Origin of the sequence: Pseudomonas sp. B329, from assembly GCF_023127835.1 — a bacterium.
GTDB classification, from domain to species: Bacteria; Pseudomonadota; Gammaproteobacteria; order Pseudomonadales; family Pseudomonadaceae; genus Aquipseudomonas; species Aquipseudomonas synxantha_A.
The window spans coordinates 235,135-260,358 of the sequence record NZ_SPKP01000011.1; the positions used below are offsets into that span (position 1 = coordinate 235,135).

Annotated in this window: 22 protein-coding genes and 2 pseudogenes; 10 read left to right on the forward strand and 14 right to left on the reverse strand. The window is 59.7% G+C overall.

Annotated features, from left to right (window positions below):
- Positions 1-96 precede the first annotated feature (96 nt).
- The 5 genes from relA to E4P00_RS07530 all read right to left on the reverse strand — a co-directional run bounded on the left by relA (position 97) and on the right by E4P00_RS07530 (position 6,454).
- Positions 97-2,340 (reverse strand): GTP diphosphokinase, encoded by a 2,244-nt coding sequence (gene relA / locus E4P00_RS07510; protein WP_032880009.1) that lies wholly within the window; start codon positions 2,338-2,340, stop codon positions 97-99.
- Positions 2,341-2,461: 121 nt separating this feature from the next.
- Complete coding sequence (gene rlmD / locus E4P00_RS07515) at positions 2,462-3,814, reverse strand: 23S rRNA (uracil(1939)-C(5))-methyltransferase RlmD (protein ID WP_078821996.1); 1,353 nt, start codon at positions 3,812-3,814, stop codon at positions 2,462-2,464.
- The gene (gene cysM, locus E4P00_RS07520) at positions 3,814-4,716 is read right to left on the reverse strand and encodes a cysteine synthase CysM (protein ID WP_003193080.1); all 903 of its coding nucleotides are present in this window, start codon (positions 4,714-4,716) and stop codon (positions 3,814-3,816) included. The genes rlmD and cysM overlap by 1 nt, the downstream gene beginning before the upstream one ends.
- Before the next feature lie 231 nt (positions 4,717-4,947).
- Positions 4,948-5,553 carry a DTW domain-containing protein gene (locus E4P00_RS07525; RefSeq protein WP_032880007.1) on the reverse strand — a complete coding sequence of 202 codons (606 nt, stop codon included), beginning with the start codon at positions 5,551-5,553 and terminating at the stop codon, positions 4,948-4,950.
- Positions 5,554-5,560: 7 nt separating this feature from the next.
- Positions 5,561-6,454 (reverse strand): LysR family transcriptional regulator, encoded by an 894-nt coding sequence (locus E4P00_RS07530; protein WP_005790200.1) that lies wholly within the window; start codon positions 6,452-6,454, stop codon positions 5,561-5,563.
- Positions 6,455-6,603: 149 nt separating this feature from the next.
- Here E4P00_RS07530 and speB point away from each other — a divergent pair, with 149 nt between their 5' ends.
- Together speB and E4P00_RS07540 are read left to right on the forward strand one after the other, a co-directional pair.
- A complete protein-coding gene (gene speB / locus E4P00_RS07535; RefSeq protein WP_032880005.1) occupies positions 6,604-7,554 on the forward strand; it encodes an agmatinase in 951 nt (316 codons plus the stop codon).
- Positions 7,555-7,685: 131 nt separating this feature from the next.
- Positions 7,686-9,068 carry a sodium:solute symporter gene (locus E4P00_RS07540; protein WP_248131066.1) on the forward strand — a complete coding sequence of 461 codons (1,383 nt, stop codon included), beginning with the start codon at positions 7,686-7,688 and terminating at the stop codon, positions 9,066-9,068.
- Between the two features lie 189 nt (positions 9,069-9,257).
- On the opposite strand, the gene E4P00_RS28975 is transcribed toward E4P00_RS07540, so the two are convergent.
- Together E4P00_RS28975 and E4P00_RS07545 are read right to left on the reverse strand one after the other, a co-directional pair.
- Positions 9,258-9,380, reverse strand: a complete 123-nt coding sequence (locus E4P00_RS28975) for a PA1414 family protein (RefSeq protein ID WP_003193089.1) — start codon at positions 9,378-9,380, stop codon at positions 9,258-9,260.
- A 142-nt stretch (positions 9,381-9,522) separates the two neighbouring features.
- Positions 9,523-10,416, reverse strand: a complete 894-nt coding sequence (locus E4P00_RS07545; protein WP_032880001.1) for a LysR family transcriptional regulator — start codon at positions 10,414-10,416, stop codon at positions 9,523-9,525.
- A 104-nt stretch (positions 10,417-10,520) separates the two neighbouring features.
- Between E4P00_RS07545 and E4P00_RS07550 the strand changes: the two genes are divergently transcribed.
- Positions 10,521-11,699 carry an MFS transporter gene (locus E4P00_RS07550; protein ID WP_248131068.1) on the forward strand — a complete coding sequence of 393 codons (1,179 nt, stop codon included), beginning with the start codon at positions 10,521-10,523 and terminating at the stop codon, positions 11,697-11,699.
- Here the strand turns inward: E4P00_RS07550 and E4P00_RS07555 are convergent.
- Both E4P00_RS07555 and E4P00_RS07560 read right to left on the reverse strand, forming a co-directional pair.
- Complete coding sequence (locus tag E4P00_RS07555; RefSeq protein WP_248131070.1) at positions 11,643-12,041, reverse strand: DUF2177 family protein; 399 nt, start codon at positions 12,039-12,041, stop codon at positions 11,643-11,645. The genes E4P00_RS07550 and E4P00_RS07555 overlap by 57 nt on opposite strands.
- Positions 12,042-12,153: 112 nt before the next feature.
- Positions 12,154-12,990, reverse strand: a complete 837-nt coding sequence (locus tag E4P00_RS07560) for a S1-like domain-containing RNA-binding protein (RefSeq protein ID WP_019820451.1) — start codon at positions 12,988-12,990, stop codon at positions 12,154-12,156.
- Between the two features lie 322 nt (positions 12,991-13,312).
- On the opposite strand from E4P00_RS07560, the gene E4P00_RS07565 reads away from it, so the two are divergent.
- The 3 genes from E4P00_RS07565 to E4P00_RS07575 all read left to right on the forward strand — a co-directional run bounded on the left by E4P00_RS07565 (position 13,313) and on the right by E4P00_RS07575 (position 15,364).
- The gene (locus E4P00_RS07565) at positions 13,313-13,492 is read left to right on the forward strand and encodes a hypothetical protein (RefSeq protein WP_003193095.1); all 180 of its coding nucleotides are present in this window, start codon (positions 13,313-13,315) and stop codon (positions 13,490-13,492) included.
- Between the two features lie 213 nt (positions 13,493-13,705).
- Positions 13,706-14,428 (forward strand): TorF family putative porin, encoded by a 723-nt coding sequence (locus E4P00_RS07570; RefSeq protein ID WP_248128978.1) that lies wholly within the window; start codon positions 13,706-13,708, stop codon positions 14,426-14,428.
- Positions 14,429-14,494: 66 nt separating this feature from the next.
- Positions 14,495-15,364 carry a DUF6279 family lipoprotein gene (locus tag E4P00_RS07575; RefSeq protein ID WP_078822002.1) on the forward strand — a complete coding sequence of 290 codons (870 nt, stop codon included), beginning with the start codon at positions 14,495-14,497 and terminating at the stop codon, positions 15,362-15,364.
- A 39-nt stretch (positions 15,365-15,403) separates the two neighbouring features.
- Here the strand turns inward: E4P00_RS07575 and E4P00_RS07580 are convergent, their stop codons facing one another.
- On the reverse strand, positions 15,404-15,805 hold the full coding sequence (locus E4P00_RS07580) for a transcriptional regulator (protein ID WP_148852759.1): 402 nt from the start codon (positions 15,803-15,805) through the stop codon (positions 15,404-15,406).
- Positions 15,806-15,959: 154 nt separating this feature from the next.
- Here E4P00_RS07580 and E4P00_RS07585 point away from each other — a divergent pair, with 154 nt between their 5' ends.
- Entirely contained in the window at positions 15,960-16,235 is a 276-nt protein-coding gene (locus tag E4P00_RS07585) for a hypothetical protein (protein WP_078822004.1), read from the forward strand.
- Between the two features lie 47 nt (positions 16,236-16,282).
- Here E4P00_RS07585 and E4P00_RS07590 read toward each other — a convergent pair whose 3' ends face one another.
- Positions 16,283-17,629, reverse strand: coding sequence for a DEAD/DEAH box helicase (locus tag E4P00_RS07590; RefSeq protein ID WP_248131072.1), 1,347 nt, complete (start codon positions 17,627-17,629; stop codon positions 16,283-16,285).
- A 192-nt stretch (positions 17,630-17,821) separates the two neighbouring features.
- Between E4P00_RS07590 and E4P00_RS07595 the strand changes: the two genes are divergently transcribed.
- The 3 genes and pseudogenes from E4P00_RS07595 to E4P00_RS07605 form a co-directional block, all read left to right on the forward strand.
- Positions 17,822-19,120: a mechanosensitive ion channel family protein gene (locus E4P00_RS07595; RefSeq protein WP_078822005.1), complete on the forward strand. Its 1,299-nt coding sequence runs from the start codon at positions 17,822-17,824 to the stop codon at positions 19,118-19,120.
- A gap of 173 nt (positions 19,121-19,293) precedes the next feature.
- A pseudogene (locus tag E4P00_RS07600) lies at positions 19,294-19,503 on the forward strand (transposase); the annotation flags it as partial.
- Positions 19,504-19,613: 110 nt separating this feature from the next.
- Positions 19,614-20,003 (forward strand): annotated as a pseudogene (locus E4P00_RS07605) (cation:proton antiporter); the annotation flags it as partial.
- A gap of 355 nt (positions 20,004-20,358) precedes the next feature.
- Here the strand turns inward: E4P00_RS07605 and E4P00_RS07610 are convergent.
- From E4P00_RS07610 to E4P00_RS07620, 3 genes are read right to left on the reverse strand one after another with little or no spacing between them, the layout of a single operon-like run.
- Positions 20,359-21,774, reverse strand: coding sequence for a TolC family protein (locus E4P00_RS07610; protein WP_248131074.1), 1,416 nt, complete (start codon positions 21,772-21,774; stop codon positions 20,359-20,361).
- A complete protein-coding gene (locus tag E4P00_RS07615) occupies positions 21,774-23,933 on the reverse strand; it encodes a peptidase domain-containing ABC transporter (protein WP_078822008.1) in 2,160 nt (719 codons plus the stop codon). Before E4P00_RS07615 ends, E4P00_RS07610 begins: the two co-directional genes overlap by 1 nt.
- 11 nt (positions 23,934-23,944) lie before the next feature.
- The gene (locus E4P00_RS07620; protein ID WP_216091928.1) at positions 23,945-25,219 is read right to left on the reverse strand and encodes an HlyD family efflux transporter periplasmic adaptor subunit; all 1,275 of its coding nucleotides are present in this window, start codon (positions 25,217-25,219) and stop codon (positions 23,945-23,947) included.
- Positions 25,220-25,224 lie beyond the last annotated feature (5 nt).

Consider the following 25,224-nt stretch of genomic DNA (forward strand, 5'->3'; position numbering starts at 1 on the left):
CTCGGTGCTTCAGTTAAACCGAGGTGGTGCTATCGCAGGCAAGCCAGCTCCCACATGAAGCAGCTAACACAATTCAGTTCGCGTTCATCCAGCTATTCATGGGGTGCGGTTGCGCCGCGTCTCGATGATATTCGGCAACTGGGAAATCCTCCCAAGCAACCGTCCCAGTGCGTCCAACCCCGGAATCTCGATGGTCAGGGACATCAACGCCGTGTTGTCCTCTTTGTTCGAGCGGGTGTTGACCGCCAGCACGTTGATCCGCTCGTTGAGCAGCACTTGCGAGACGTCACGCAGCAAGCCGGAACGATCGTAGGCACGGATGATGATGTCCACCGGGTAAGTGAGCACCGGCACCGGCCCCCAACTGACCTGGATGATCCGCTCCGGCTCGCGCCCGCCCAGTTGCAGCACCGAGGCGCAGTCCTGGCGGTGAATGCTCACGCCACGGCCCTGGGTGATGTAGCCAACAATGGCGTCGCCCGGCAACGGCTGGCAGCAGCCGGCCATTTGCGTCATCAGGTTGCCCACGCCCTGGATCTGGATATCGCCACGCTTGCCCGGTTTGTAACCCGTGGCCTTGCGTGGGATGAGTTCCAGCTGTTCGTTGCCGCGCTCGGGCTCGACCAGTTGCTGGGCCAGGTTGACCAGTTGCGCCAGGCGCAGGTCACCGGCACCGAGGGCGGCGAACATGTCTTCGGCGATCTTCATGTTGGCCTTTTCGGCCAGCTTGTCGAAGTCCACCTGAGGCAGGCCCAGGCGCGCCAGTTCGCGTTCGAGCAGGGTCTTGCCGGCGGCGACGTTCTGGTCGCGCGCTTGAAGTTTGAACCAGTGGACGATCTTCGCCCGTGCTCGCGAGGTGGTGATATAGCCCAGGTTCGGGTTCAGCCAGTCGCGGCTCGGCGTGCCGTGCTTGCTGGTGATGATCTCGACCTGTTCACCGGTTTGCAGGCTGTAGTTGAGCGGCACGATGCGCCCGTTGATCTTGGCGCCCCGGCAGTTATGGCCGATTTCGGTGTGCACGCGGTAGGCAAAATCCAGCGGCGTGGCGCCCTTGGGCAAGTCGATGGCATGGCCGTCGGGGGTGAAGATATAGACCCGGTCCGGCTCGATATCCACCCGCAGCTGTTCGGCCAGCCCGCCGATGTCGCCGAGTTCTTCGTGCCATTCCAGCACTTGGCGCAGCCAGGAGATTTTCTCTTCGTACTGGTTGGACCCGGCCTTGACGTCGGTGCCCTTGTAGCGCCAGTGCGCGCACACGCCCAGCTCGGCCTCCTCGTGCATCGCGTGGGTGCGGATCTGCACTTCCAGCACCTTGCCTTCAGGGCCGATCACCGCGGTGTGCAGCGAGCGGTAGCCATTTTCCTTGGGGTTGGCGATGTAGTCGTCGAACTCCTTGGGGATGTGGCGCCACAGGGTGTGAACGATCCCCAGCGCGGTGTAGCAATCGCGCATTTCCGGCACCAGCACGCGCACCGCCCGCACGTCATAGATCTGGCTGAAGGCCAGGCCCTTGCGCTGCATTTTGCGCCAGATCGAGTAGATGTGCTTGGCGCGGCCGCTGATGTCGGCGTCTACGCCAGTTGCCTGCAGCTCGGAACGCAGCTGGCCCATCACGTCGCTGATAAAGCGCTCGCGATCCAGGCGCCGCTCGTGCAGCAACGTGGCGATCTGTTTGTATTGGTCCGGCTCCAGGTAGCGAAAGGACAGGTCCTCCAGCTCCCACTTGATGTGGCCGATGCCCAGGCGGTGGGCCAGCGGCGCGTAGATGTCGAAGACTTCGCGGGCGACGCGGTTGCGCTTTTCGTCGTCGGCGGTCTTCACCGCACGGATCGCGCAGGTACGCTCGGCCAGCTTGATCAGGGCGACGCGCACGTCGTCGACCATCGCCACCAGCATCTTGCGCAGGTTTTCCACCTGGCCCTGGGTGCCCAGCACCATCGACTGGCGCGGGCTGAGGCTGGCACTGATGGCCGCCATGCGCAGCACGCCGTCGATCAGCTTGGTCACCACCGAGCCGAAGCGCTGGCCAACGGTTGCCAACGGAATATGCCCCTCGCGCACGCCGCGATACAGCACGGCGGCGATCAGCGAATCCTGATCCAGCTTGAGATCGGCGAGGATCTCGGCGATTTCCAACCCGGTGCGAAAGCTTGAAGTGCCTTCGGCCCACAGGTTCTTGGCCGCATTGTCTTGCTGCTCAGACTCACGAGCGAACTCGCAGGCTGCTTTCAAGGCTTCACGGTCCAGTGCCGGGTCGACACTGACGGCATGATCCAGCCATGCCTCGAGATTGATACTGCCGTCGGTGTTGATCGGCTGGTGTGCTCTCACCTGTACCATCTTGCTTACCTTCCCTACGACGCACCTTTGATGCGCCAAAATCATCGCCGACTTTTACTGCGAGCTCCGTAGCAGTACCAAGGCCTTGGAGAACGCAGGCCAGTCGGATTAAACGGGCATCCTAGCCCGCTTCAAATAACGCCATGGCCTCGACATGCGCAGTCTGCGGAAACATGTCGAGAATCCCGGCACGCTTTAGCCGGTAGCCTTGCTTGACCAACTCAACCGTGTCCCGCGCCAGCGTAGCTGGGTTACAGGACACATACACCAGGCGCTTGGCTCCAAGGGTGGCGAGCTTGCGCACAACCTCTTGGGCACCATCGCGGGGTGGGTCCAAGAGTACCGCAGAAAAGCCCTGTTTGGCCCATGGCGCGTCAGTCAAAGGCTGAGACAGGTCGGCCTGAAAGAACTGCACGTTAGGCAAATGGTTGCTCGCGGCATTGAGTGCCGCACGGTCCACCATGGTCTGCACACCCTCTACCGCCACCACTTCGCGCACCTGGCGCGCCAGCGGCAAGGCGAAGTTGCCAAGGCCGCAAAACAGGTCCAACACCCGTTCGTCGGCTTGTGGCGCCAGCCACTCCAATGCCTGGGCAACCATCGCCTGATTGACCCCGGCGTTGACCTGCACAAAATCTCCCGGCCGATAAGCCAGTTCCAGATTCCAGGCATCCAGGCGAAACCCCAGGGCCTGGTCGGGCTCGGCAGGTTCCGGCTGGCCCTCGCCATGCAGCCACAATTGGGCCTCATGGAAGGTACAGAATTCTTTAAGGATCAGCAGGTCTGCTTCGGACAGCGGTGCCATATGCCGCAGCAAAACGGCGATGGACGAACCACTGAACAGCTCCACATGCCCCAGCGCCTGCGGTTTGCTCAGGCGACGCAGCATATTCGGCAAGCGCTGCATGATCGGTTGCAAGGCTTGTACCAGCACCGGGCAATCGTCGATAGCGACGATGTCCTGACTGGCCACGGCGCGAAAACCCACTTCGAGTTTCTTCGCCTTGGCGTCCCAACGTACGGCCACACGGGCGCGACGCCGGTAACCGAACTCCGGCCCGCTCAACGGCGGCGCCCACTCTTGCGGTTCGACACCTGCCACCCGCGACAACTGCTCGGCGAGCATGCGCTGTTTCAAGGCAAGTTGCTGGTCATGGGGCAGATGCTGCACGCTGCAACCGCCGCAGCGGCCAACGTGGGCGCAGGGTGCCGGGCGCCGTAGCTCACTGGCCTTGAACACCCGCTCGGTGCGGGCCTCAACCACTTTGCCGTGGGCGCCCAACACCCGCGCTTCGACTTCTTCGCCGGCCAGCGCACCATTCACAAACCAGGTGCGGCCTTCAAAGAACACAATGCCACGGCCATCATTGGCCAGGCGCTCGATGGTCAGGCGCTGTTTCTTGCCCACAGGGATCTGCGGGGCCCGGCTGCCGCCTGTCGGCTGGAAGCGCAGGCCTCTCTCGTGCTTGGCCATCAGTTGGGTTCGTCGAAGATGCCGGTCGACAGGTAGCGGTCGCCTCGGTCACAGATGATCGCGACGATCACCGCGTTTTCCACTTCTTTGGACAAGCGCAACATACCGGCCACAGCGCCGCCGGAGGACACGCCGCAGAAGATGCCTTCTTCACGGGCCAGACGGCGCGTAGTGTCTTCGGCTTCGCGCTGGGCCATGTCGATGATGCGGTCTACTCGCGTCGCGTTGTAGATCTTCGGCAAGTACTCTTCGGGCCAGCGGCGGATACCGGGGATGGCCGCGCCTTCCATCGGTTGCAGACCGACGATCTGGATCGCAGGGTTCTGCTCCTTCAGGTAGCGCGAGTTGCCCATGATGGTGCCGGTGGTGCCCATGGAACTGACGAAATGGGTAATGGTGCCCTGGGTCTGGCGCCAGATTTCCGGGCCGGTGCTGGTGTAGTGCGCCTCGGGATTGTCACCGTTGGCGAACTGGTCCAGCACCACGCCACGGCCTTCGGCGGCCATACGCTCGGCGAGGTCACGGGCGCCCTCCATGCCTTCTTCCTGGGTGACCAGGATCAGCTGGGCACCGTAAGCGGTCATCGCCGCCTTGCGCTCGGCACTGCCGTTGTCGGGCATGATCAGCACCATCTTGTAGCCTTTGATCGCGGCGGCCATGGCCAGGGCGATCCCGGTGTTACCCGAGGTGGCTTCAATCAGGGTGTCGCCTGGCTTGATCTGCCCGCGCAACTCGGCGCGGGCGATCATCGACAGCGCCGGGCGGTCCTTGACGGAGCCGGCCGGGTTGTTGCCTTCGAGTTTGAGCAACAGGGTATTGCTGGTTTCACCCGCCATGCGTTGCAAGCGGACCAGGGGCGTGTTGCCGACGCAATCGGCGATTGTGGGGTACTGCAAGGTCATGGCGTATTCGCAATCCAGACTGCGGGGGCGGACATCATACCGGGAAAGGCCGGCGGGCCATATCACGCAAAGTGCGGTGCTTATGGCTTAAAGGCATAAGCCATTAAAGTGTTGACTGTGAGGGCTCCATCGGGGGCAAGCCCCCTCCCACATTGGACCGCATTTTTATGCAGGAACGCGATCGACTGTGGGAGGGGGCTTGCTCCCGATGGGCGCGCCTCGTCAAACCTGCTAATCCTTCTGCCCTTCACCATGATTTCTCTGGAATACCTCATCCCCCATCGCAGCAATCTGCCCTTCGATCAGCGCTTCAAAGGGTTTGAGCAGCGGCTCGAACGATAGTGGAGCTTCCAATACCTGCAACGCTTGCGTGATTGCTTCAACCGTCGACAAGGCACCAGGCCCCGGCGCCTTGCGCAAGCGATAGCGGGAAACGCCGCCTAGGGCCAATGTCACCCGGGGCAACGCCGCCAGCAAAGGGTTGAGGTGCAACAGCTTGCGCGCCTTGCGCCAGGTGCCATCGGGAACCACCAATAACAATGGCTGATCGTCAGGTGCATAAGCGCGCAGCGGCTCGGCGTCATCCGCCGGAAACAACAGCCGCGCCCGATAACCAGGCGGGTTTAATAACGTCGCCAGATCATCAAACACCTCCCCCACCACCAACTGCGCATTATTCAAGCCCAACGCCGCCAACCTCGCGGTATTGAGCGCATGGCCGACCTCGCTCGGGTGCTGCAACAGCAACACGCGAGTGCGGCTGTCGAGGGTCGGGATCAGTGCACAGAGGCAATGAGTGGTCGGCCGCAAGCATTGCGGGCATTGGGGTCTGGACATGGTTTTTTCAGGCCTGGTTAAGCTGGGTCTTGAGCAAGTCGCGGAAGGTCTGGATCAGCGGTTCACGGCTACGACCACGGCGCATGATCATCGAGAACGGCGCCTGGTAGCCGAAGGTCGCCGGCAGTAACACGCGCAGGTCACCCTTGTCGGCCCAGGCCTGGGCGTAGTGTTCGGGCAGGTAACCGATGTAGGCGCCGGACAATACCAGGATCAACTGCGCTTCCATACTTTCCACGGTCGCGGCGCTGTGTTTGAAGCCGTGGCGCGCCAGTTCGGCCTGGCTCCAGTAGCCGCGGCCGACCATACGTTGCTGAGTGATGACCTGTTCGGGAATACGCCGCTCGCTGAACAGCGGGTGCCGGTTGCTGCAATACAGCCAGTGCTGTTCGCGGTACAGCGGCATATAGATCAGCCCGCTCATACGGTTGGAGAACGCACCGATTGCCAGGTCCAGGCGGTTGTCCTGTACGCCCAGTTGCAGTTCGTAGGGGCTCATCACCGACAGATTCAGGTGAACCGCCGGATGTTCCAGGCTGTAGGCGCCAATCACTTCGGCGAATGGCAGGGCCTTGTCGCTGACGGTGGAATCAAGCACGCCCAGCTTGAGCGTGCCGCGCAACTCGCCTTTGAGCGCGGCGGCGTATTGCTCGAAGCCCTCGAGCTCGCCCAACAGGCGCAGGGTTTCCTGATGAAACAGCTCGCCTTTGCTGGTCAGGCTGAAGCCGCCACGTCCTCGATGGCACAGCACCAGGCCCAGCGCGGATTCGAGTTGGCTCATATACGTGCTGATGGCCGACGTCGACAGGTTGAGTTCGTGCTGGGCATTGGCGAACCCCTGGTGGCGCACGACGCTGACGAAGATGCGCAGGAGTTTCAGGTCGGGCAAGGCGTTGGCCATGGTCGGTTCCGGACAGGGATGCATGCAGTCTACCTCCCTGCATTAGTTTAGAAAAATCTGAACTAAGTATTTGCCCCTGCCGATTCTTCCTGCCCCGGGCTTTTCGCAGAATCGGCCATCAATAAACAAAACAACGATGAGGCAATCCCGTGGACAAGATTTTCCACCAACCACTGGGCGGCAACGAAATGCCGCGCTTCGCCGGCATCGCCACCATGATGCGTCTTCCCCACCTGCAAACGGCCAAGGGTCTGGACGCTGCCTTTATCGGCGTGCCCCTGGATATCGGCACCTCGCTGCGCGCCGGCACACGCTTCGGGCCTCGGGAAATCCGCGCCGAGTCGGTGATGATCCGCCCCTACAACATGGCCACCGGGGCGGCACCGTTCGACTCACTGTCAGTGGCCGACATCGGCGACGTGGCGATCAACACCTTCAACCTGCTCGACGCCGTGCGCATCATCGAAGAGGCCTACGATGAAATCCTCGAGCACGACGTGATCCCCCTGACCCTGGGCGGCGACCACACCATCACCCTGCCGATCCTGCGGGCGATCCACAAGAAACACGGCAAGGTCGGGCTGGTGCACATCGATGCCCATGCCGACGTCAACGACCATATGTTCGGCGAAAAAATCGCCCACGGCACCACCTTCCGCCGCGCCGTGGAAGAAGGGTTGCTCGATTGCGACCGCGTGGTGCAGATCGGCCTGCGTGCCCAGGGCTACACCGCCGAAGACTTCAACTGGAGCCGCAAGCAAGGCTTTCGCGTGGTCCAGGCCGAAGAATGCTGGCACCACTCCCTGGCCCCGTTGATGGCCCAAGTGCGGGAGAAAGTCGGCGGCGGCCCGGTGTACCTCAGCTTCGATATCGACGGCATCGATCCCGCCTGGGCACCCGGCACCGGCACCCCGGAAATCGGCGGGCTGACCACCATCCAGGCGATCGAGATCATCCGTGGCTGCCAGGGCCTGGACCTGATTGGTTGTGATCTGGTGGAAGTTTCGCCGCCCTATGACACCACCGGCAACACCTCGCTGCTGGGCGCCAACTTGCTGTACGAGATGCTCTGCGTATTGCCTGGCGTCGCGCATCGCTGATGCCTTCACGATAACAATCAAGGGGATCGCGCAGATCCCCGTCCAACGATATACCTGACCTTCGCTCGCGTGTTGACCGAGCCGGCTGCCGCTTGATCGCCCATAAAAAAGATAATCGGAGAATCACCGTCATGGCTTTGGATTTATTCGTCGTACTCATCTACGCCGCCGGTATGCTCGTGCTTGGCTACTACGGTATGCGCCGCGCCAAAACCCACGAAGACTATCTGGTGGCGGGCCGTAACCTCGGCCCATCGCTGTACATGGGCACCATGGCCGCCACGGTATTGGGCGGCGCCTCCACCGTCGGCACCGTGCGCTTGGGTTATGTGCACGGCATTTCAGGTTTCTGGCTGTGCGCCGCGCTGGGCGCCGGGATCATTGCGCTGAACCTGTTCCTGGCCAAGCCGCTGCTGAAGCTGAAAATCTTCACCGTGACCCAGGTCCTGGAAAAACGCTACAACCCCATGGCGCGCCAGGCCAGCGCGGTGATCATGCTGGCCTATGCACTGATGATCGGCGTGACCTCGATCCTGGCCATCGGCACCGTATTGCAAGTGCTGTTCGACTTGCCGTTCTGGATGTCGGTGCTGGTAGGCGGCGGTGTGGTGGTGGTGTATTCAACCATCGGTGGCATGTGGTCGCTGACCCTGACCGATATCGTGCAATTTGTGATCAAGACCATCGGCCTGATGTTCATCCTGCTGCCGATCTGCCTGTACCGCGTCGGCGGCTGGGATGAACTGGTGGCCAAGCTGCCGGCGTCGAACTTCAGCTTTACCGCGATCGGTTGGGACACGATCATCACTTACTTCATGATCTACTTCTTCGGCATCCTGATCGGCCAGGATATCTGGCAGCGAGTATTCACCGCCCGTGATGAAAAGGTCGCCCAGTACGCGGGCACTTTCGCCGGTTTCTACTGCATTCTCTACGGCCTGGCCTGCGCCCTGATTGGCATGGCGGCTCACGTGCTGATCCCGGACCTGGATAACGTCAACAATGCCTTTGCCGCCATCGTCAAAGCCTCGTTACCGGACGGTATTCGTGGCCTGGTGATTGCGGCTGCCCTGGCGGCGATGATGTCCACCGCCAGCGCCGGCCTGCTCGCTGCGTCCACCGTGTTGACCGAAGACCTGCTGCCACGGCTGCGCGGTGGCAAGCAATCGAGCCTGGGCATCAACCGCGTGTTCACCCTGATGACCGGTGTTGCCGTATTGGGCATCGCACTGGTGGTGAATGACGTGATCAGCGCGCTGACCCTGGCCTATAACCTGTTGGTGGGCGGTATGTTGGTACCTCTGATTGGCGCGATATTCTGGAAGCGAGCCACCACCTCGGGCGCGATCACGTCCATGGCGCTGGGTTTCGTAACCGCGCTGGTGTTTATGTTCAAGGATGGGTTGGATGCAAACACACCGATTTACTGCAGCCTGGCGGTAGCCCTGGTGAGTTTTGTGCTGGTGAGTGTGTTGTCGCGCAAACCGGATACCGTGGCGGCTCGGGCGGCTTGAGCGATTAGGATAATTTCTTCAGCGGGTGCGACGTTGGTGTTCGCACCCGTTTTTTTTGCCCTGCACAAAATAATTGTGGGAGCGGACTTGCTCGCGAATGCGGTGTGTCATTCAACCATTTACCGGCTGATGCACCGTATTCGCGAGCAAGTCCGCTCCCACATTTCCCATATTGTTTGGGCCTGATACTCAGCGGCGACGGGGCCGGCGCTGCTCATCGTCCGTGCGGATCGGCACCGGTTGCAGCGGGGGCTCGATCAAGCCCAGCGCAACGCCAAGATCGTGGAGCCAGTTTTGGATTTTCTCTTTCATGGTTGCCCCCTTTGAGGGTAGTGCTGGTCGGCGTGAGTTTTGTCGCCGTTTCCTACAGAGATAGTAGCCCTAAGTCCTAGGTAATGCTTGAACGAAACCACAACTAACTATTACTGGATTGATCCAAATCCTGACGAATCGCTCAAGCGATGGCGCGCGTATCTGCCAGGCTTGCCGGGCTGCCTTCGTGCTGCAGGTCGATCCATGCATTGAGGTTAGCGCCGAGCATACCCTTTCGCCACATCAGCCAGGTGGTCGCAGTGGCAAAAGGCCCGGTCAGCGGATGAACGGACACGCTGTCCTTGCCTGGCAGGCTGTCGAGCATCGATTGCGACATCAACGCCACCCCCGAACCGGCGATCACACACGCGAGCATCCCTTGATAGGACTCGATCTCGATAGCCCGCCCCATGGCCACATGCTCGTGGGAAAACCAGGTTTCCAGGCGCGTGCGATAGGCGCAGCTGCGTCGGAACGTGAACACAGATCGCCCGGCAACGTCCTGGGGCCCGCGCACCGGTGGGTGATCGGCTTCGCAAATCAATACCAGGCGCTCTTCGCACAACGGTACGCCATCCAGGGTCGCGATGGTCAGCGGACCGTCCACAAACGCTGCGTCCAGCCGTCCGGTAATCAAACCTTCCAGCAGCTCCCCGCTGGGCGCCGACTGCACTTGCAGGTTCACCATGGGGTAAGTCCTGTGATAGCGCGCCAGCAGCTTGGGCAAATGCACCGCGGCGGTGCTGTACATGCTGCCCAGCACAAAATCACCAGCCGGTTGCCCGCCTTGTACGGCGCTGTGAGCTTCGTCATGCAGCGCCAGCAGCCGAGTGCTGTAGTCCAGCAGCACTTTACCCGCAGGAGAAAGCTGCAACCGCTGGCGCTCACGCACAAACAGCTCGACTCCCAGTTGCTCCTCCATCTGCTTGAGGCGGGTCGACAAGTTCGATGGCACGCGGTGCAAACGTTCAGCGGCGCGGGTGATGGAGCCCTCTTCCGCCACGGCCTGGAAAATCCGCAATTGACTGAACTCCATACCTTTCTCCAAAACTGAACAAGTTACTCACTATTATTCAATTTTACAGAAAGTCAATCCGCCTTAGCCTACAAGTCATTCGCTTTCCTGAAGGAAACCTAAGCATGTCACCGCAGATTCGTTTACTCGCCAGCTTTATCGCCCTGATGATGGCCATGGGCATTGGCCGCTTCGCCCTGACCCCGCAAATGCCGCATTTACTCAGCGAAGGTCAGGTCGACCTGGCGGATGCCGGGCTGATCGCGGCCGCCAATTACTTGGGCTACTGTGTGGGCGCGGTGGATTCGATCTTTGCTCGCAGCCATCATCATGTACGCGGCCGCCTTTATGGCGGGTTGTGGCTCTGCGTCCTGCTGACGCTGGCGTCGTACTGGGCCCATGGGTTCTGGCCGCACTTGCTGTTGCGCTTCGGAACCGGCGTGGCCAGCGCCTGGGCTCTGGTGATGATTACCAGCCTGAGCCAGCCGCTGGCGATCGCCGCCGGCCGGCCGCGTCTGGGTGCGCTGGTATTTGCCGGGCCGGGACTTGGGATCGCGCTGACGGGGCTGCTGGCGCTGGGCTCGAACTTGCTGGGGCAAGGCTCCGCCATGCTGTGGCTGGTCTACGGCATCGTTGCCCTGGTGATGCTGCTGGCGATCCTGCCCTTTTTACCCAAGCCAACCCTCACGGCGCATGCTGAAACCCGTGCAAGCAACAACGGCAGCATCGCGCATCTGTGCTGGATCTATTTCCTGTTCGGCCTGGGCTACATCATCCCCGCGACCTTTCTGTCGCAGATGGCCAACGCACAGTTCAACGGAGCCTGGCAGGCCGATCTGTTCTGGCCCTGCTTCGGCCTGGCTGCCGCTGTAGGTGTGGTGGTGGCAAGTCTGCGCCGCAAGAGCCCGGACACCACGCGCCGATGGCTGATGGTGACCTTGTGGCTGCAAGCGGCCGGGGTCTTCGCCTGCCTGCTCGGTAACAGTTGGGGCCTTGCGCTGGGCGTGTTGTTGTGCGGCGCGCCCTTCCTGGCCTGCATGCAACTGGTAATGGCGCGCCTGCGCGAGGTTGCACCCAACGGCTACCAACGCAGCACAGGGCTACTGACCGCCAGCTTTGCCATCGGCCAACTGAGCGGTCCGCTACTGGCCTCGATGAGCAGTCACCTCAGTGGTGGTCTGCACCCGGCGTTGATCGTCGCCGGTGCCGGGTTGTTGGTGGCAGGCTCGGTCTTGATCAACCGCCAACTACCGATGCACACGCCGTGCACACAGGTGGCCGACGGTGCAGCACAGGGCGGTTAAACAGGTGCCCCACGCCATGTCCATCACCGCGAGCCCGGCGGACCAGCCCTGAAGCGTGGCCCAATTGCTCAAATCATAAGTGCCATAGGCCACCAGGCCCAGCAGTGCGCCCAACCGCGCAGCACGTTGCCAACTGGCACTGGGCAAGACCACGAACACCACACAACCGAGGACATACAGCAAATAGAACAACACCGCAGGCAAAAGGCGCGGCTGATCAAGCATCAGCGGGCCGAGCAGGGATTTGTAGGTGGGGCCCATCAACACGCCGAGCCAGAGGCCGTCGAGGACCAGGAAGGTAAACAAGGTGCCGAGGTAGGCGAAGAGTGGTTTCTTGGACATGACACGAGCCTTTGTAGGAGCGAGCTTGCTCGCGAAAAACGTACATCCAACGCCACACTGCGCCTGGAATATTTTCGCGAGCACGCTCGCTCCTACAAAGAGCCAGGCGCGATCAGCTTAGTTCAATGCGGTCAGCGTGAATCACGATCTGGCCTTGCTTGTAGAGCGCACCAATGGCCTTTTTAAAGTTGCCTTTGCTGACGCCGAACAAGTTGCTGATCACCGCCGGATCGCTTTTGTCGCTGACCGGCAGGGTGCCGTTGTTGTCACGCAACTTGGCGAGGATCTTGGAGTTGAGGCTGGAGGCCGCTTCCTGGCCGACCGGTTGCAGGCTCAGGCTGATGTTGCCATCGGCGCGAATCTCCTTGATGAAGCCTTTTTCTTCCTTGCCCGGGCGCAGGAACTTGAACACTTCGTTCTTGTGGATCAGGCCCCAGTGCTTGTTGTTGATGATTGCCTTGAAACCCATGTCCGTGGCTTCAGCCACCAACAGATCGACTTCCTGGCCCACCTGGTAGTTGGCTGGCGTCTTGTCCAGGTAACGGTCAAGACGTGCGGTGGCGGTGATGCGCTTGGTGTGCTTGTCGAGGTAGACGTGCACCACGCAATATTCACCCGCCGTCAGCTGGCGCTTTTCTTCCGAATACGGCAGCAGCAGATCCTTTGGCAGGCCCCAGTCGAGGAACACCCCGATACTGTTGACTTCCACAACTTTCAAACTGGCAAATTCGCCGACTTGAACTTTGGGTTTTTCAGTGGTGGCGATAAGTTTGTCATCGCTGTCCAAGTAAATGAAAACATTGAGCCAGTCTTCATCTTCACTGGGAATATCTTTAGGGATATACCGATTAGGCAAGAGGATTTCGCCGTCTTGCGCACCATCGAGGTACAAACCAAAGTTAGTGTGCTTGACCACTTGCAAGCTGTTGTAGCGCCCGACTAAAGCCATTTCCAATACCCTCATTGCGTGGGCGGCATTCTACCCGAGTTGGGCCCTGCACGCGCGCGCGCCTGAAAAATCGCGGGCTGGCATGGCGTTCTACTGGCATCGCCCCGCTCGTCTGATCAATCGGTTGAATTTTTCCGGGCCGCCAACCTCGCACACACCCATGGTTTCGAGCTAAAACAGTAAGTTAGCGGCTTATTTCATCATTAAACCTGGGCTCTTTCCCTGCCTGGCCTATATTCTCAGGGGATATTTGCCAAGCAATTGTCAAGTATTTCCTGTACGATGCCTGGCCAAGTTAATTCTCTACAGGTTAGTGGCCGCCATGCGTGTAAAAGCATCCAACAGCAAAGCAAAGCCAGCTCCCGCCGTTGAAACCAGCGAATCGATCAACAGCCAGATTGCTGCTTTCCTCAAGTCCGGCGGCGAAATCCAGCAAATTGCCAAGGGCGTGAGCGGCCAGACTTTCGGCCCGTCCAAGCAGATCAGCCTGGGCAAGAAGTAATCGTCCTACCCGCGCACTGCATCTGGTCCCTAAGCGTCTTGCCTTCAAGGCGCTAGGACTAGAGTTGGAAACACCCTCGTACACCCTTCAATATTAAGCTAATCGACGAACGGGCCTCAATGCCTGGCATTCGCCGGTATCCTTGCACACGTCTAGCACGGGCATCTGCTCGAACCCATCCGTTACTGCTCCTCGCTTTTCATGGAGTGAAGCATGCTTAAACGCTGTATTTTCCTGGTCAGCATTCTGATCGCCAGCCCTTTGGCCGAAGCGCAGATTTTTCAGCGTGAACTGGGCGACTTCGACCTGAAATTGGGCACTACCCCCAGCCGTAGCATGGCCCAGGGCCTGGTCAAGCCCACCTCCCCTGGCAGTGACTCGTTCCACGGAGGCCTGGACCTTACCCACGACAGCGGCCTGTATTTCGGCCAGTTTTCACCGAATATGGGCCTGTCGTCGGCCAACAATCTCGAAGTTGACTCCTACCTGGGTTTCAAACGCCCTTTCGACCAGACCCTGGGCTATGAAGTGGGCTTGATTCACTACAGCTACCCCAAGGTCAGCCCCCTCGACAGCCAGGAGTTCTACGGCGGCCTGAACCTGTTGGGCAACCGCTTCGGCGTGTCCTTCAGCAACGACCCCGACCGCCAGGACAGCACCCTGTTCGCCGACCTCGGCGGCACCCAGCCCTTCGGTATCGGCGTCAGCATGAAATACACCACCCACCAATTGGGCACACCGGTGTCGGTGGAAAACGGCGCCATCAGCAGTTTCAGCGACTGGTCGGTGCAATTCTCCCGGGCCTGGAAAGGCATCGACCTGGATCTGATCTACAGCGACTCCAGCCTCAGCGGCGGAGAGTGCTCGGCCTACTCCGGACACAACTCGCAATGCGACGGCCTCTTGACCTTGAAGGCCGTCCGGCCGTTTTATTGATGGGCTGAACTGTCGCACCCCGCGCAGGTTCACATGCATTAACCCCATCTGTGCAAGGACTCGCCCATGTTGCGCCGGCTCAAACTCCTGATGGTACTGCTGACCCTGAGCCTGGTGCTCGCCGGCTGCAATCGCGTGGGCCTGGCCTACCGTAATCTCGACGTGATCATCCCCTGGACCCTCAACGACTACCTGGATATGAATGCAGGGCAGAAGAGCTGGTTCAACGACACCCTCAAGGAACACCTGGCCTGGCATTGCACCACGCAATTGCCGGGCTACCTGGACTGGCTCGACCGCCTGCAGCAGATGGTCGACAGCCAGCAAATCACTGACGCCGCGCTGCAAACCCGAACCGTGGAAGCCAAGCAGGCGATTGCCGAGATCGCGCGGGAGATCACCCCGTCCGCCGTGCAGTTGCTGCAGGGTCTGGATGATCAACAGGTCAAGGACATGAGCGACGCCCTGGCCAAAGACCTGCGCAAACGCCAGGATGAATACCTCAAACCGCCGCTGGCCCAGCAGATCAAGGAACGCGCCCAGCGCATGAGCAAGCGCCTGGATGCCTGGATCGGCCCGCTGAGCGCCAGCCAGCAAAACCGTGTAACGGCGTGGTCCAACGCTTTGGGCGAACAGAACCAGGCGTGGATCGGCAACCGCGCCCATTGGCAGGCGCAGTTTATCGAGGCCGTTGAACACCGCCACGACGCCGACTTCCCGCAGAAAATGCAACGTTTGCTGGTGGACAGGGAGAGCCTATGGACGCCTGAATACCGCGCTGCCTATGCCCAGACCGAAGCGGCGGCGCGCAGTCTGATCGTGGACCTGATGGCTGAGAGCACCGAGCAACAACGTCAGAAGCTGAGGCAAAAAATCGACGGCGTACGAGGCGATTTCAAAGCGCTTAAATGCCTCAAAGCCGGCGCAAATCAATAGGGAGGGGAGCAGGGCTCCCACCCACATTGGATTCAGGGGTTAGATAGCGCCACCGGCAATCGCAGCTTTGGAAGAGACTTGATCGAAGGTCGCCTCCTCCAGCGCGTCCTCCTGCTCGTTCATCACTTGACGGGGGTGCTCATGGCCAGGAATCGAGCTGTCGATCAACGCCAACAGGCTTGCACCGCGCGCGGTCAAGATGAAGTTTTCACCATTGCCGCCTTCCTCTTCGGGACGCGACTCAATAAACCCGCGCTTGAACAACAACGCCTCGTAGTCCGCAGCGGTTTTTTTCAGCGCGTCCAGGTTCCCGGTGTCCTCGCCAGCCGTAGCCTTATCAGCGGCTTCCTGCTCGGCGTATTTACGCGGGGCGAAGCTGCCCTCGCCGTTCTGCACTTCGTGCAGCAGACGTTCGATCAGATCCCAGTTGTAAGTCGTCATCCTGATTCCTCCTGCAGGCCGATGAAAAATTAGCCCGTCATAGGTAGTGACACGTGGGGGCACTGGCCGTTCACCCGGATAGACGGGCGTCATTTCTCTGAACTTTCCAGACGTTCGCCGCCTCAACTGCTTATACCGCCAAGGAGGTCCGACCATGAAAACCCTGATGAACCTGGCGATTGCCGCCACACTGTTGAGCGCCCTGCCCGCCTGGGCTTGCACGCCTGAAGAGGCCACGGCCAAACGCGAAGAACTGGCCAAGCAAGTGACCCAGCTAACGGAACAGAATCCGCTGAAGGCCAAGGAGATGAATGCCCAATTGCAGAAAATGGACCTGGACACCGAAAGCGCCGAGTTTCCCGACAAATGCCAACTGATCGACGCAAGGCTCAAAGAACTGAAAGAAGCCGCCTCCAAAGCCAAAAACTGATGGCGAAAAAAAACCGAACATTGTCCGGTTTTTTTCTGCCTGGCTGCTTATTCGGCAGCCGGTGCTTCTGGCTTGCGGCGCTTGAGCGGCGCCATGCCGTCCTTGCTGACGAGCGACAGGTTGTCGGTCTTCGGCCGGTTGGCGATCTTGCGCTTGGTCGGCGATTTGGCGCCGGTTTTCTTTTTGTCGCCCTTGGCGTCGGTCTTTTTCTTCTTCACGCCAACGGCCTTGCCCGACGCCTTGACCTTCTTCGGCCCGGTGTAAGTGCCTTTGACTTCCTTGATGGTACGGCGCTCGAACGACTGCTTGAGGTAGCGTTCGATGCTCGACATCAGGTTCCAGTCGCCGTGGCAGATCAGCGAGATGGCCAGGCCATCGTTGCCGGCACGCCCGGTGCGGCCGATACGGTGCACGTATTCGTCGCCGCTGCGGGGCATGTCGAAGTTGATCACCAGGTCCAGGCCATCAACGTCCAGGCCACGCGCAGCGACGTCGGTGGCTACCAGGATCTTCACGCCGCCCGCCTTGAGACGGTCGATGGCCAGCTTGCGGTCCTTCTGGTCTTTCTCGCCGTGCAGCACGAACGCCTTGTATTCCTGCGCGACCAGACGCCCGTAGATACGGTCGGCGGCGGCACGGGTGTTGGTGAACACGATGGCCTTCTGGTAGGTCTCGTTGGTCAGCAACCAGTTGAGGATCTGTTCTTTGTGCACGTTATGGTCAGCGGTCACGATCTGCTGACGCGTGGTTGCGTTCAGGTCACTGACGTTGTTGACCTGCAAGTGCTCAGGGTTGTTCAGCACCTTGGCAACCATGTCGCGCAGGGTTGAACCGCCGGTGGTGGCGGAGAACAACATGGTCTGCTGGCGATTGACGCATTCAGCAACCAGGCGCTGCACGTCATCGGCAAAGCCCATGTCGAGCATACGGTCGGCTTCGTCGAGCACCAGTACTTCGACTTCCTTGAGGTCGAGGTTGCCGGCATTGAGTTGCTCGATCATGCGCCCCGGGGTACCGATCAGGATGTCCGGCACCTTGCGCAGCATGGCAGCCTGGACCTTGAAGTCTTCGCCGCCGGTAATGATGCCGGACTTGATGAAGGTGAACTGCGAGAAGCGCTCGACTTCCTTGAGGGTCTGCTGGGCCAGCTCACGGGTCGGCAGCAGGATCAGGGTCTTGATGCTGACGCGGACCTTGGCCGGGCCAATCAGACGATTCAGAACCGGCAAGACGAAAGCGGCGGTCTTGCCGCTGCCGGTTTGAGCCGTCACCCGCAGGTCACGCCCTTGGAGCGCGAGCGGGATGGCCGCTGCTTGCACAGGCGTAGGCTCGACAAATTTAAGCTCGGCCACGGCTTTGAGCAGGCGTTCGTGCAGGGCGAATTGGGAAAACACGGGTGCTACCTCGAAGAAATACAAAATATCAGCGCCATAGGTTACCGGTTTCGGGCGGCCAAACCGAGTTTCTTTACGCGAACAGGGCTAATCAGCTGCTTTTTTGTCAGCGATTTTGTCCAGAGCGTCAACTTTGTTGCACTTAAATGCTCTAATCGCCCCGTGTTGTCTTACAGAAGAATCGGTTCACTCATGGATATCAAACAGCTCTGGCTCAACGTCCAAGACCTTTGGGGCGCCCTCGATGAACACCCGGTCCTGCATTCCAGCCTCGGCTTGCTGGTGCTGCTGGTGGTGGCATTGCTGGTTGGACGGGTAGCGCGTTACCTCATCCTGCACGCAGTCAAATTGCTTGGCCGGCAACCGGCCCTGCACTGGCTGAACGATCTGCGACATAACAAAGTCTTCCATCGGCTGGCGCAAATGACGCCGTCCCTGGTGATCCAGTTCGGCCTGTACCTGGTACCTGACCTGAGCAAGACCGCCATTCTGTTTATCGGCAATGTGGCCCTGGCGATCACCATTCTGTTTATGGTGCTGGCCATGAGTGCCCTGCTCAATGCGCTGCTGGATATCTACGCACGCACCGAACACGCACGCACCCGCTCGATCAAGGGTTATGTGCAGTTGGCAAAAATGGTGTTGTTCGTGTTTGGCGCAATCATCATCGTCGCCACCCTGATCGACCGTTCGCCGCTACTGCTGCTGTCGGGCCTGGGTGCGATGTCGGCGGTGATTCTGTTGGTGTACAAGGACACGCTGCTGTCGTTCGTCGCCAGCGTGCAATTGACCAGCAACGACATGCTGCGGGTCGGCGACTGGATCGAAATGCCCCAGGTCGGCGCCGACGGCGATGTGGTGGACATCACCCTGCATACGGTCAAGGTGCAGAATTTCGACAAGACCATCGTTTCCATCCCGACCTGGCGCCTGATGTCCGAGTCGTTCAAAAACTGGCGCGGTATGCAGGCCTCCGGCGGGCGGCGCATCAAGCGCAGCCTGTACATCGATGCCAGCGGCGTGCGTTTTTTGCGTGATGACGAAGAAGTGCGCATGACCCAGGTGCACCTGCTCACCGGCTACATCGGTCGCAAACAGGCCGAACTCAAGGCCTGGAACGAGGCCCAGGGCCACAGCGCACAACTGTCGGCCAACCGCCGGCGCATGACCAACCTCGGCACGTTCCGCGCCTATGCCCTGGCGTATCTGCAAAGCCACCCGGACATCCAGCCGAACATGACCTGCATGGTGCGCCAGATGCAAACCACCGCCCAGGGCGTGCCGCTGGAGATCTACTGCTTTACCCGCACCACCGCGTGGGCGGATTACGAGCGGATCCAGGGGGATATTTTCGATTATCTGTTGGCGGTGTTGCCGGAGTTCGGGCTGAGCCTGTATCAGCAGCCGAGTGGCAACGACCTGCGCGCCGGCGTATTGCCGGCGGTGTTGGGATCGACTCATTTGCCTGAGCCGGAGAAAAGTCTGACGTAACACTACGATTGAATATTCAGAAGTCTAAAGAAAACCTAGCCACGCCAGGGTTCTTTCCAAGCCTTGAGCGTGCCAAACAACCGAGTCACATTTCTGCGATGACAAGCCAGAGGTCACCACCATAGCCACAATCGAATCTCAGTAGCTATATGATGGGGCAACGAATCCATGACAAGGCCAAACGCAAGATCGAGTACTGCAAAGCTCAGACGCGGGCCAAGGTCGAGCATCCTTTTCGGGTGATCAAACGGCAGTTCGGTTATGTGAAAGTACGCTTTCGTGGGCTGATGAAAAACACGGCCTAGCTGACCACGCTGTTCGCCCTGTCGAACCTGTGGATGGCTCGAAAACAACTGATGGGTATGGGCGAATTGCGCGCTTAACACCGAAAGCCGGAAGAAAACCCCCTCAATACCCGATGCACCGTTCACTTTCAGCAAATAGCGGGGCGCTTCGGGAAAATTGCGACTGGCCGCCGGCATACGGCAAGTTGATCGGAGCATCCCTAGCAGGGGTTTTACTGTCGGAGTCGACCTTCCGCCACCCACTCGAGGCAGATCTAGAGCCTTTCCGTGGGTTGCTGCTCGGCCTCTTCTTCCTGGGTGTGGGGATGTCGCTGGGCCTGACGGTGGTTGCGCACAATTTGCCGCAGATCCTGGCCGGCGTGATGGCACTGATGGTGGTCAAGGCACTATGCATTTACAGCCTGGCCTGGCTGATGAAAAGCACCCACGCCGATGCCCTGGACCGCGCGGTGCTGATGGCCCAGGGTGGTGAGTTTGCCTTCGTTCTCTTTGGCGCCACTCTGGCCAAGGGAGTGATAGACCCAGCAGTCAATGCCAATATGACGGCCATAGTAGTGCTCTCCATGGCGCTGCCCCCCACACCGCCGCTGGGGGCCAAAGCCCAAGGCTAATCTGGAAGGCGTTGAGGCGCCGGACAAATTGGTCAAAGCGGGATTCCCACATGGAAAATCTGCGCCGCAAGGACACCGAGCGCCTGGCGCTGGAAGTGGTGGGTGGAATGCATGCCGGTAAGTCCATGATCCTCGGCAATACGAAACCCAGGCGTACATGAATCACCGCGTCCCCCGTTTGTTGAAACACCTGCAGCGCCTGCTCCGCCTTGGGTGTGTTGATCTACCAGCTTGCTGCGGTGCACGACCCGACCGAGTCACAGTGCTGCCGGCGACCGCAGCATCTTGTCACTGATGTAATGCTCAACAAATCCCGAATACGTTACTGCAGTGCCCAAAAGCCAAGCCGCCCGAGGCTCGCAGCAAGTCTTAGGCGTGACGTCTGCCAATCGGCAAGCGCCTGAATATGTTGCTCTTCGGCACTAGCATAGGCAGTCAGGGCATTAAGTAACTCGATCATGCTACCGATCCCCGACCGATAACGCCCCTGCACCACATCCAGGCTCTGACGCGCTTGCTCTACCAGTTCACTGGTACGCGCCAAGCTTTGGGTCTCGATACTCAGCGACTGATAGTTGTCCCAAGTCTCCAGTGATACCCGTTGTTCGATACTGGCCAGTTCCGCCTCACTCGCTTCCTGACGGGCAAGGGCTGCGCGAGTCTGATAGTTGCGCCCAAACCCCTCGAATAGAGGAATACGCAATTGCAATCCAATGCTGCGGTCGAACACGCGGGTATCCCCGCCAAAATCCTGCACCTGATCGCTATAGCTACGCGACAGGTTGGCCGTCAGCGCCACGCTGGGGCGTCCGGCTGCACGACTTTCATCTACGGATGCCTGCGCCGCCCGCAAGCGCGCCTGGGCAGCGAGCATCGAGGGATGTTCGCGTCGGGCCTGAGCCAGCAACTCGTCAATGGCTTTTACAAACCCTGTATCGGGTCTGACTTCAAGCTCACTGGCCAAGCGCAAGGGCGTGTCTGGAGGCAAGCCCATGCGCACGGAAATACCCCCCAGTGCGTTGCGCAAGGCGCCTTCCCTACGAACCTGGTTCAAACTCGCCTGGGAAAATGCCGTCTGTGCCTGTAAACGATCGGAAAGCGCAGCCGCGCCCGCCTTATATTTAGCGTCGGCCGCTTCCAGGTTTTGTGCCGCCAGTTCCGCGACCTGGCGCGCAGCAACCAAGCTGCGTCGTGCGGCTAACGCGCTGTAATAGGCTTGAGCAGCCAGGGTGAAGGTGTTCTGCAACGTCGCATCCTGACTGGCATTGGCGGCCAGCAGGAGTTCCTGTGCATTACGCAACGCCGCACTGCGGCGACCGAAGTCGAACAGCACCCAACTCAGTTCCAAAGCCCCGCTGTGTCCTCGACGGGAGCCGTCAGCCGATTGCTGTGGGAAATCCTGATTATCCCTGTCCATATAGCCGCGGCTTTTCTCGATCCGCCCATCAAGGCGTGGTAAGTATGCCGAACGGCTAACCCCGACCTGGGCGGCCTGGGCCTTAGCGTTCGCCCAGGCAAGACGGGTCTGTGGGTCACCACAAAGGATGCGTTCAATCACCTCCTCCAACGTCAACTCCCCGAGGACGGTCCCAAAACTGCACGCAAGGTTACCCCGACTGTTGTCATAGGCCGCCTGAGTCGGCATCTCACGTGTCGTACCAAACACATCCGGCTCATAGGCATTGGCACAGGGCAGAACGCCAATGACCCCCAATAACAGCCCCGAGAACCTGCGCATCAGAGTGGCGCTCCAGGAGCTGCATCAATGACTGGATGTCGGCGCTCATGCCCTGCGTCCTGAACTACCCTCCCCTGCCCCATGACGATTACCCGGTCCGCCGAAGCGATGGTTTCCGGACGGTGGGCAATCATAATGCGAGTGATGCGCAGCGTTTGAATAGCGGCGTTAACCCGCTGCTCACACTGTACGTCAAGGTGGCTGGTAGCCTCATCGAGCAGCAGAATACGCGGCCTTTTATAAAATGCTCGTGCCAGCATCACCCGTTGTTTCTGCCCGCCGGAAAGCACCGTGCCCATGTCACCGACCAAGGTGCTATAGCCCATGGGCATACTGATGATGTCATCGTGTATGGCTGCCATCTGTGCACACTCCTGCACCCAGGACAGGTCCATATGCGAGTCAAAAAAACTGATATTTTCCGCCAGTGAACCGGCAAACAACACGTCATCCTGCAGGACCGTGCCCACCAGTTCGCGCAAGCCCTCCAGGCCTAACTGCGACAGGTCCAGGCCCGCGACGCGGATATGCCCCTCCTGCGGCGGGAGAATGCCCAACAGAACGTTAAACAGCGTGCTCTTGCCGCATCCCGAAGGGCCGATGATAGCGACCGATTCTCCGGCGTTCACCCGCAAATCCAGGCCGTCGAGTACCCATGGGTCCTGATCCGAATAGCGATAGCGCAGCCCTGCGACCTCAATACTTGCCTCACGATCACGAAGGCTTTGCGCATCGATATTGCTCAGGCTGTCTTCCGGCGGGTGGAGCACAATATCGGCCAGGCGCTCGCCCTGCAGTTGCAGCATGCGCAATTCGAAAAACTTGTCGATCAGGTTGGCCACACGGGTATCGAATTGCGTCTTGTAGGCCGTAAAGGCGATCAACACACCGACGGAGAACTCGCCATCCATCACCATGGTTGCGCCAAGCCAGATCACCAGCAGATTCTCGACGCCGAATAGCAAACCATTGAGTTGCTGGTAAAAAAGCTGCAACTTTTGCGTACGCAGCCCGGCGTTTATTTGCGACACCAGCAAGCCAAGCCACACCGAACGCCGTTCATCCTGACGCTGGAACAGCTTCAACGAGCGGATGCCGCGTGCGGTCTCAAGAAAGTGGCTCTGTTGACGTGCAGCGTGGACAATTTCTTCTTCCGTAGCATTGCGCAACGGCCGATACCAGATCCAGCGACCCAGCGCGTATAAACTCATGACCACAATGGCGATCGCCGCAAGGCGCGGGCTGTAAAGCAGCATCATCCCCAGGGTGGCGATGGCCATCAAACCGTCCAGCACCGCCGAGAGAAAGGCGGTCGTCAGCGTTTGCTGGATGTTGTTCACCGCACCAAAGCGCGAGACCACATCACCCAGATGACGCTTCTCAAAATACTGGGTAGGCAGGCGCAGCAGGTGCGTGAACACGTTCGCCTGCCATTGCACACTGAGTAACGTCCCCATATGGATCATGACCCAGGCACGCACCCCGCTGACGGCTTGCTGCATCAGCAACAACAGACCGAAGCCCAGAGCCAGGGTACTCAGCAAGTCACGATCGTCACTGACAATGACATGGTCCAACGTCCATTGCAGGAAGAACGGGCTGATCAGCGAAAACACCTCCAGCACCACCGCCAGCAGCAGCACCTGAGCCAGCGAGCGATATAGCCCGGAAACCTTGCCCATCATCCGCCATAGATGGATTCGCGGCGGGTTTTCCTGCTTCTCGAAGCCGCTGTCGGGCCACAACTCGAGGGCGACACCGGTAAAGCACTTTGAGACTTCATCCAGGCTCAACCGGCGTATGCCCATGGCCGGGTCGTGCAGTGTCACACCCCGCGCATCGACAGCCTGCAACACCACAAAATGGCTGAAATTCCAGTGCAGGACACACGGCAGTTTCAGCTCGCTCAGATTATCCAGCTCCAGCTTCAATGCACGCGTACCCAATTGCAGTTGATGAGCCGCCTGGATCAACTGACGCAATGACATACCCTTGAGCGAAACATTGAAGCGCCGACGCAGGTCAATCAGATCGCTGTGATAGCCATGAAACCCTGCGACCATCGCCAAACAGGCCAGGCCACATTCGGTGGCTTCGGTTTGCAATACCAACGGCAAGCGGCGCCCAAAGCGCAACGCGAGTGTGTCAAGAAAAGCCATGAAGTGTATTCCTAGAGTTTGCCGGTCAAGCTGTACAACGGTTCAAGCACCCACTCGTATAAAAACCGAGTGTCTTGGAGGACATCGGCTTCCAGCAGCATGCCGCTCTGCAATGGCCGCGGTTCGCCGTAGGCCAGTGCTGTCTGCACGTCCAGCTGAATGCGCAAGCGGTAGAACTGCTCGCCATCCCGAGCCAGGCCAGGCACGCTCCCCGCCATGCTCGCCAGTTCCGTGGAGGCAATACTGGTACGGGAGATGGACTGGACGCGACCGCGGTACTGACCAAATTTCTGATAGGGATAGGCCTGATAACGAATCAGCACCGAGTCCCCCGGTTTAATGAAACCGATGGATTTACTCGGTGCGTAAAGCTCCGCCTGCAACGGCGTATCAGCCGGTACGATGCTCAACAGTGGGCGTGAGCTATCAACGGTTTGCCCTACTTCAGCCAGCACCGCGGTGGCAACTCCGGCCTCAGGTGCAGTCACCAACAGATTACGTTTGGCTTCACTTTCCGCCAGTTCTTGCTCCACCATCGAATGCTGGCGTTGCACCTCAGCAAGCTGATTGGCCTGGCGGTTCTGCAAGCCGGCCAACTCGGTTCGACTTTCAGACAACCGTTGTTGCAATGACGTACGCTCGCGCTCCAACCCTTGCAGACTCTGGCGCTGACCTAAAAGATCGCCTTGGCGTTGTTGGAGTTGGTCCATGGAGATGTAGCCTTTGTCCATCAAGCCTTGGTAACGCCCGGCAGCATCACTGGCCAACGCGACTAAACGACGCTGGCTGTCTGCCTGCTCTACCAGCGTCGCCAGCTCACGCTGCAGGCTGGCAACTTTGCTGGTCAGGCTGTCACGCTCGCCAGCCTGCAAGTCACGCAGCTTGCCCAGTTGATCGCCCAGCGAGTCTCTGCGCTGACGCAATTGCTGGCTGATACCCGCCTGCACAGGCCCGGCATCACTTCCGTAGCGTTCACTGCTGAGGCTCAGCAGCCGCTGACCACGTTGAACCATCTGGCCTTCATGCACGAACTTTTCAAGCACGATGCCAGGTTGAGGGACATACACTTTCACCTGCCCGCTGGCCGGAACCAGTTGGCCGGGCACTGTGCTGCGCTTGGTGTAACTGCCCAGAAAAAGGAAGCCGATCACCACCAGCGCGATGGCCACGGCCATCCAGGTGAGCACAGTGAAGGAAGTCGGGCGGATCATCACGATCTCACCCAGCCACTGCAGTTTTTGCGCCTCGACCGCTTTGGGGCGGAATAACGGCTTTTCGAGAGTCATTTTTT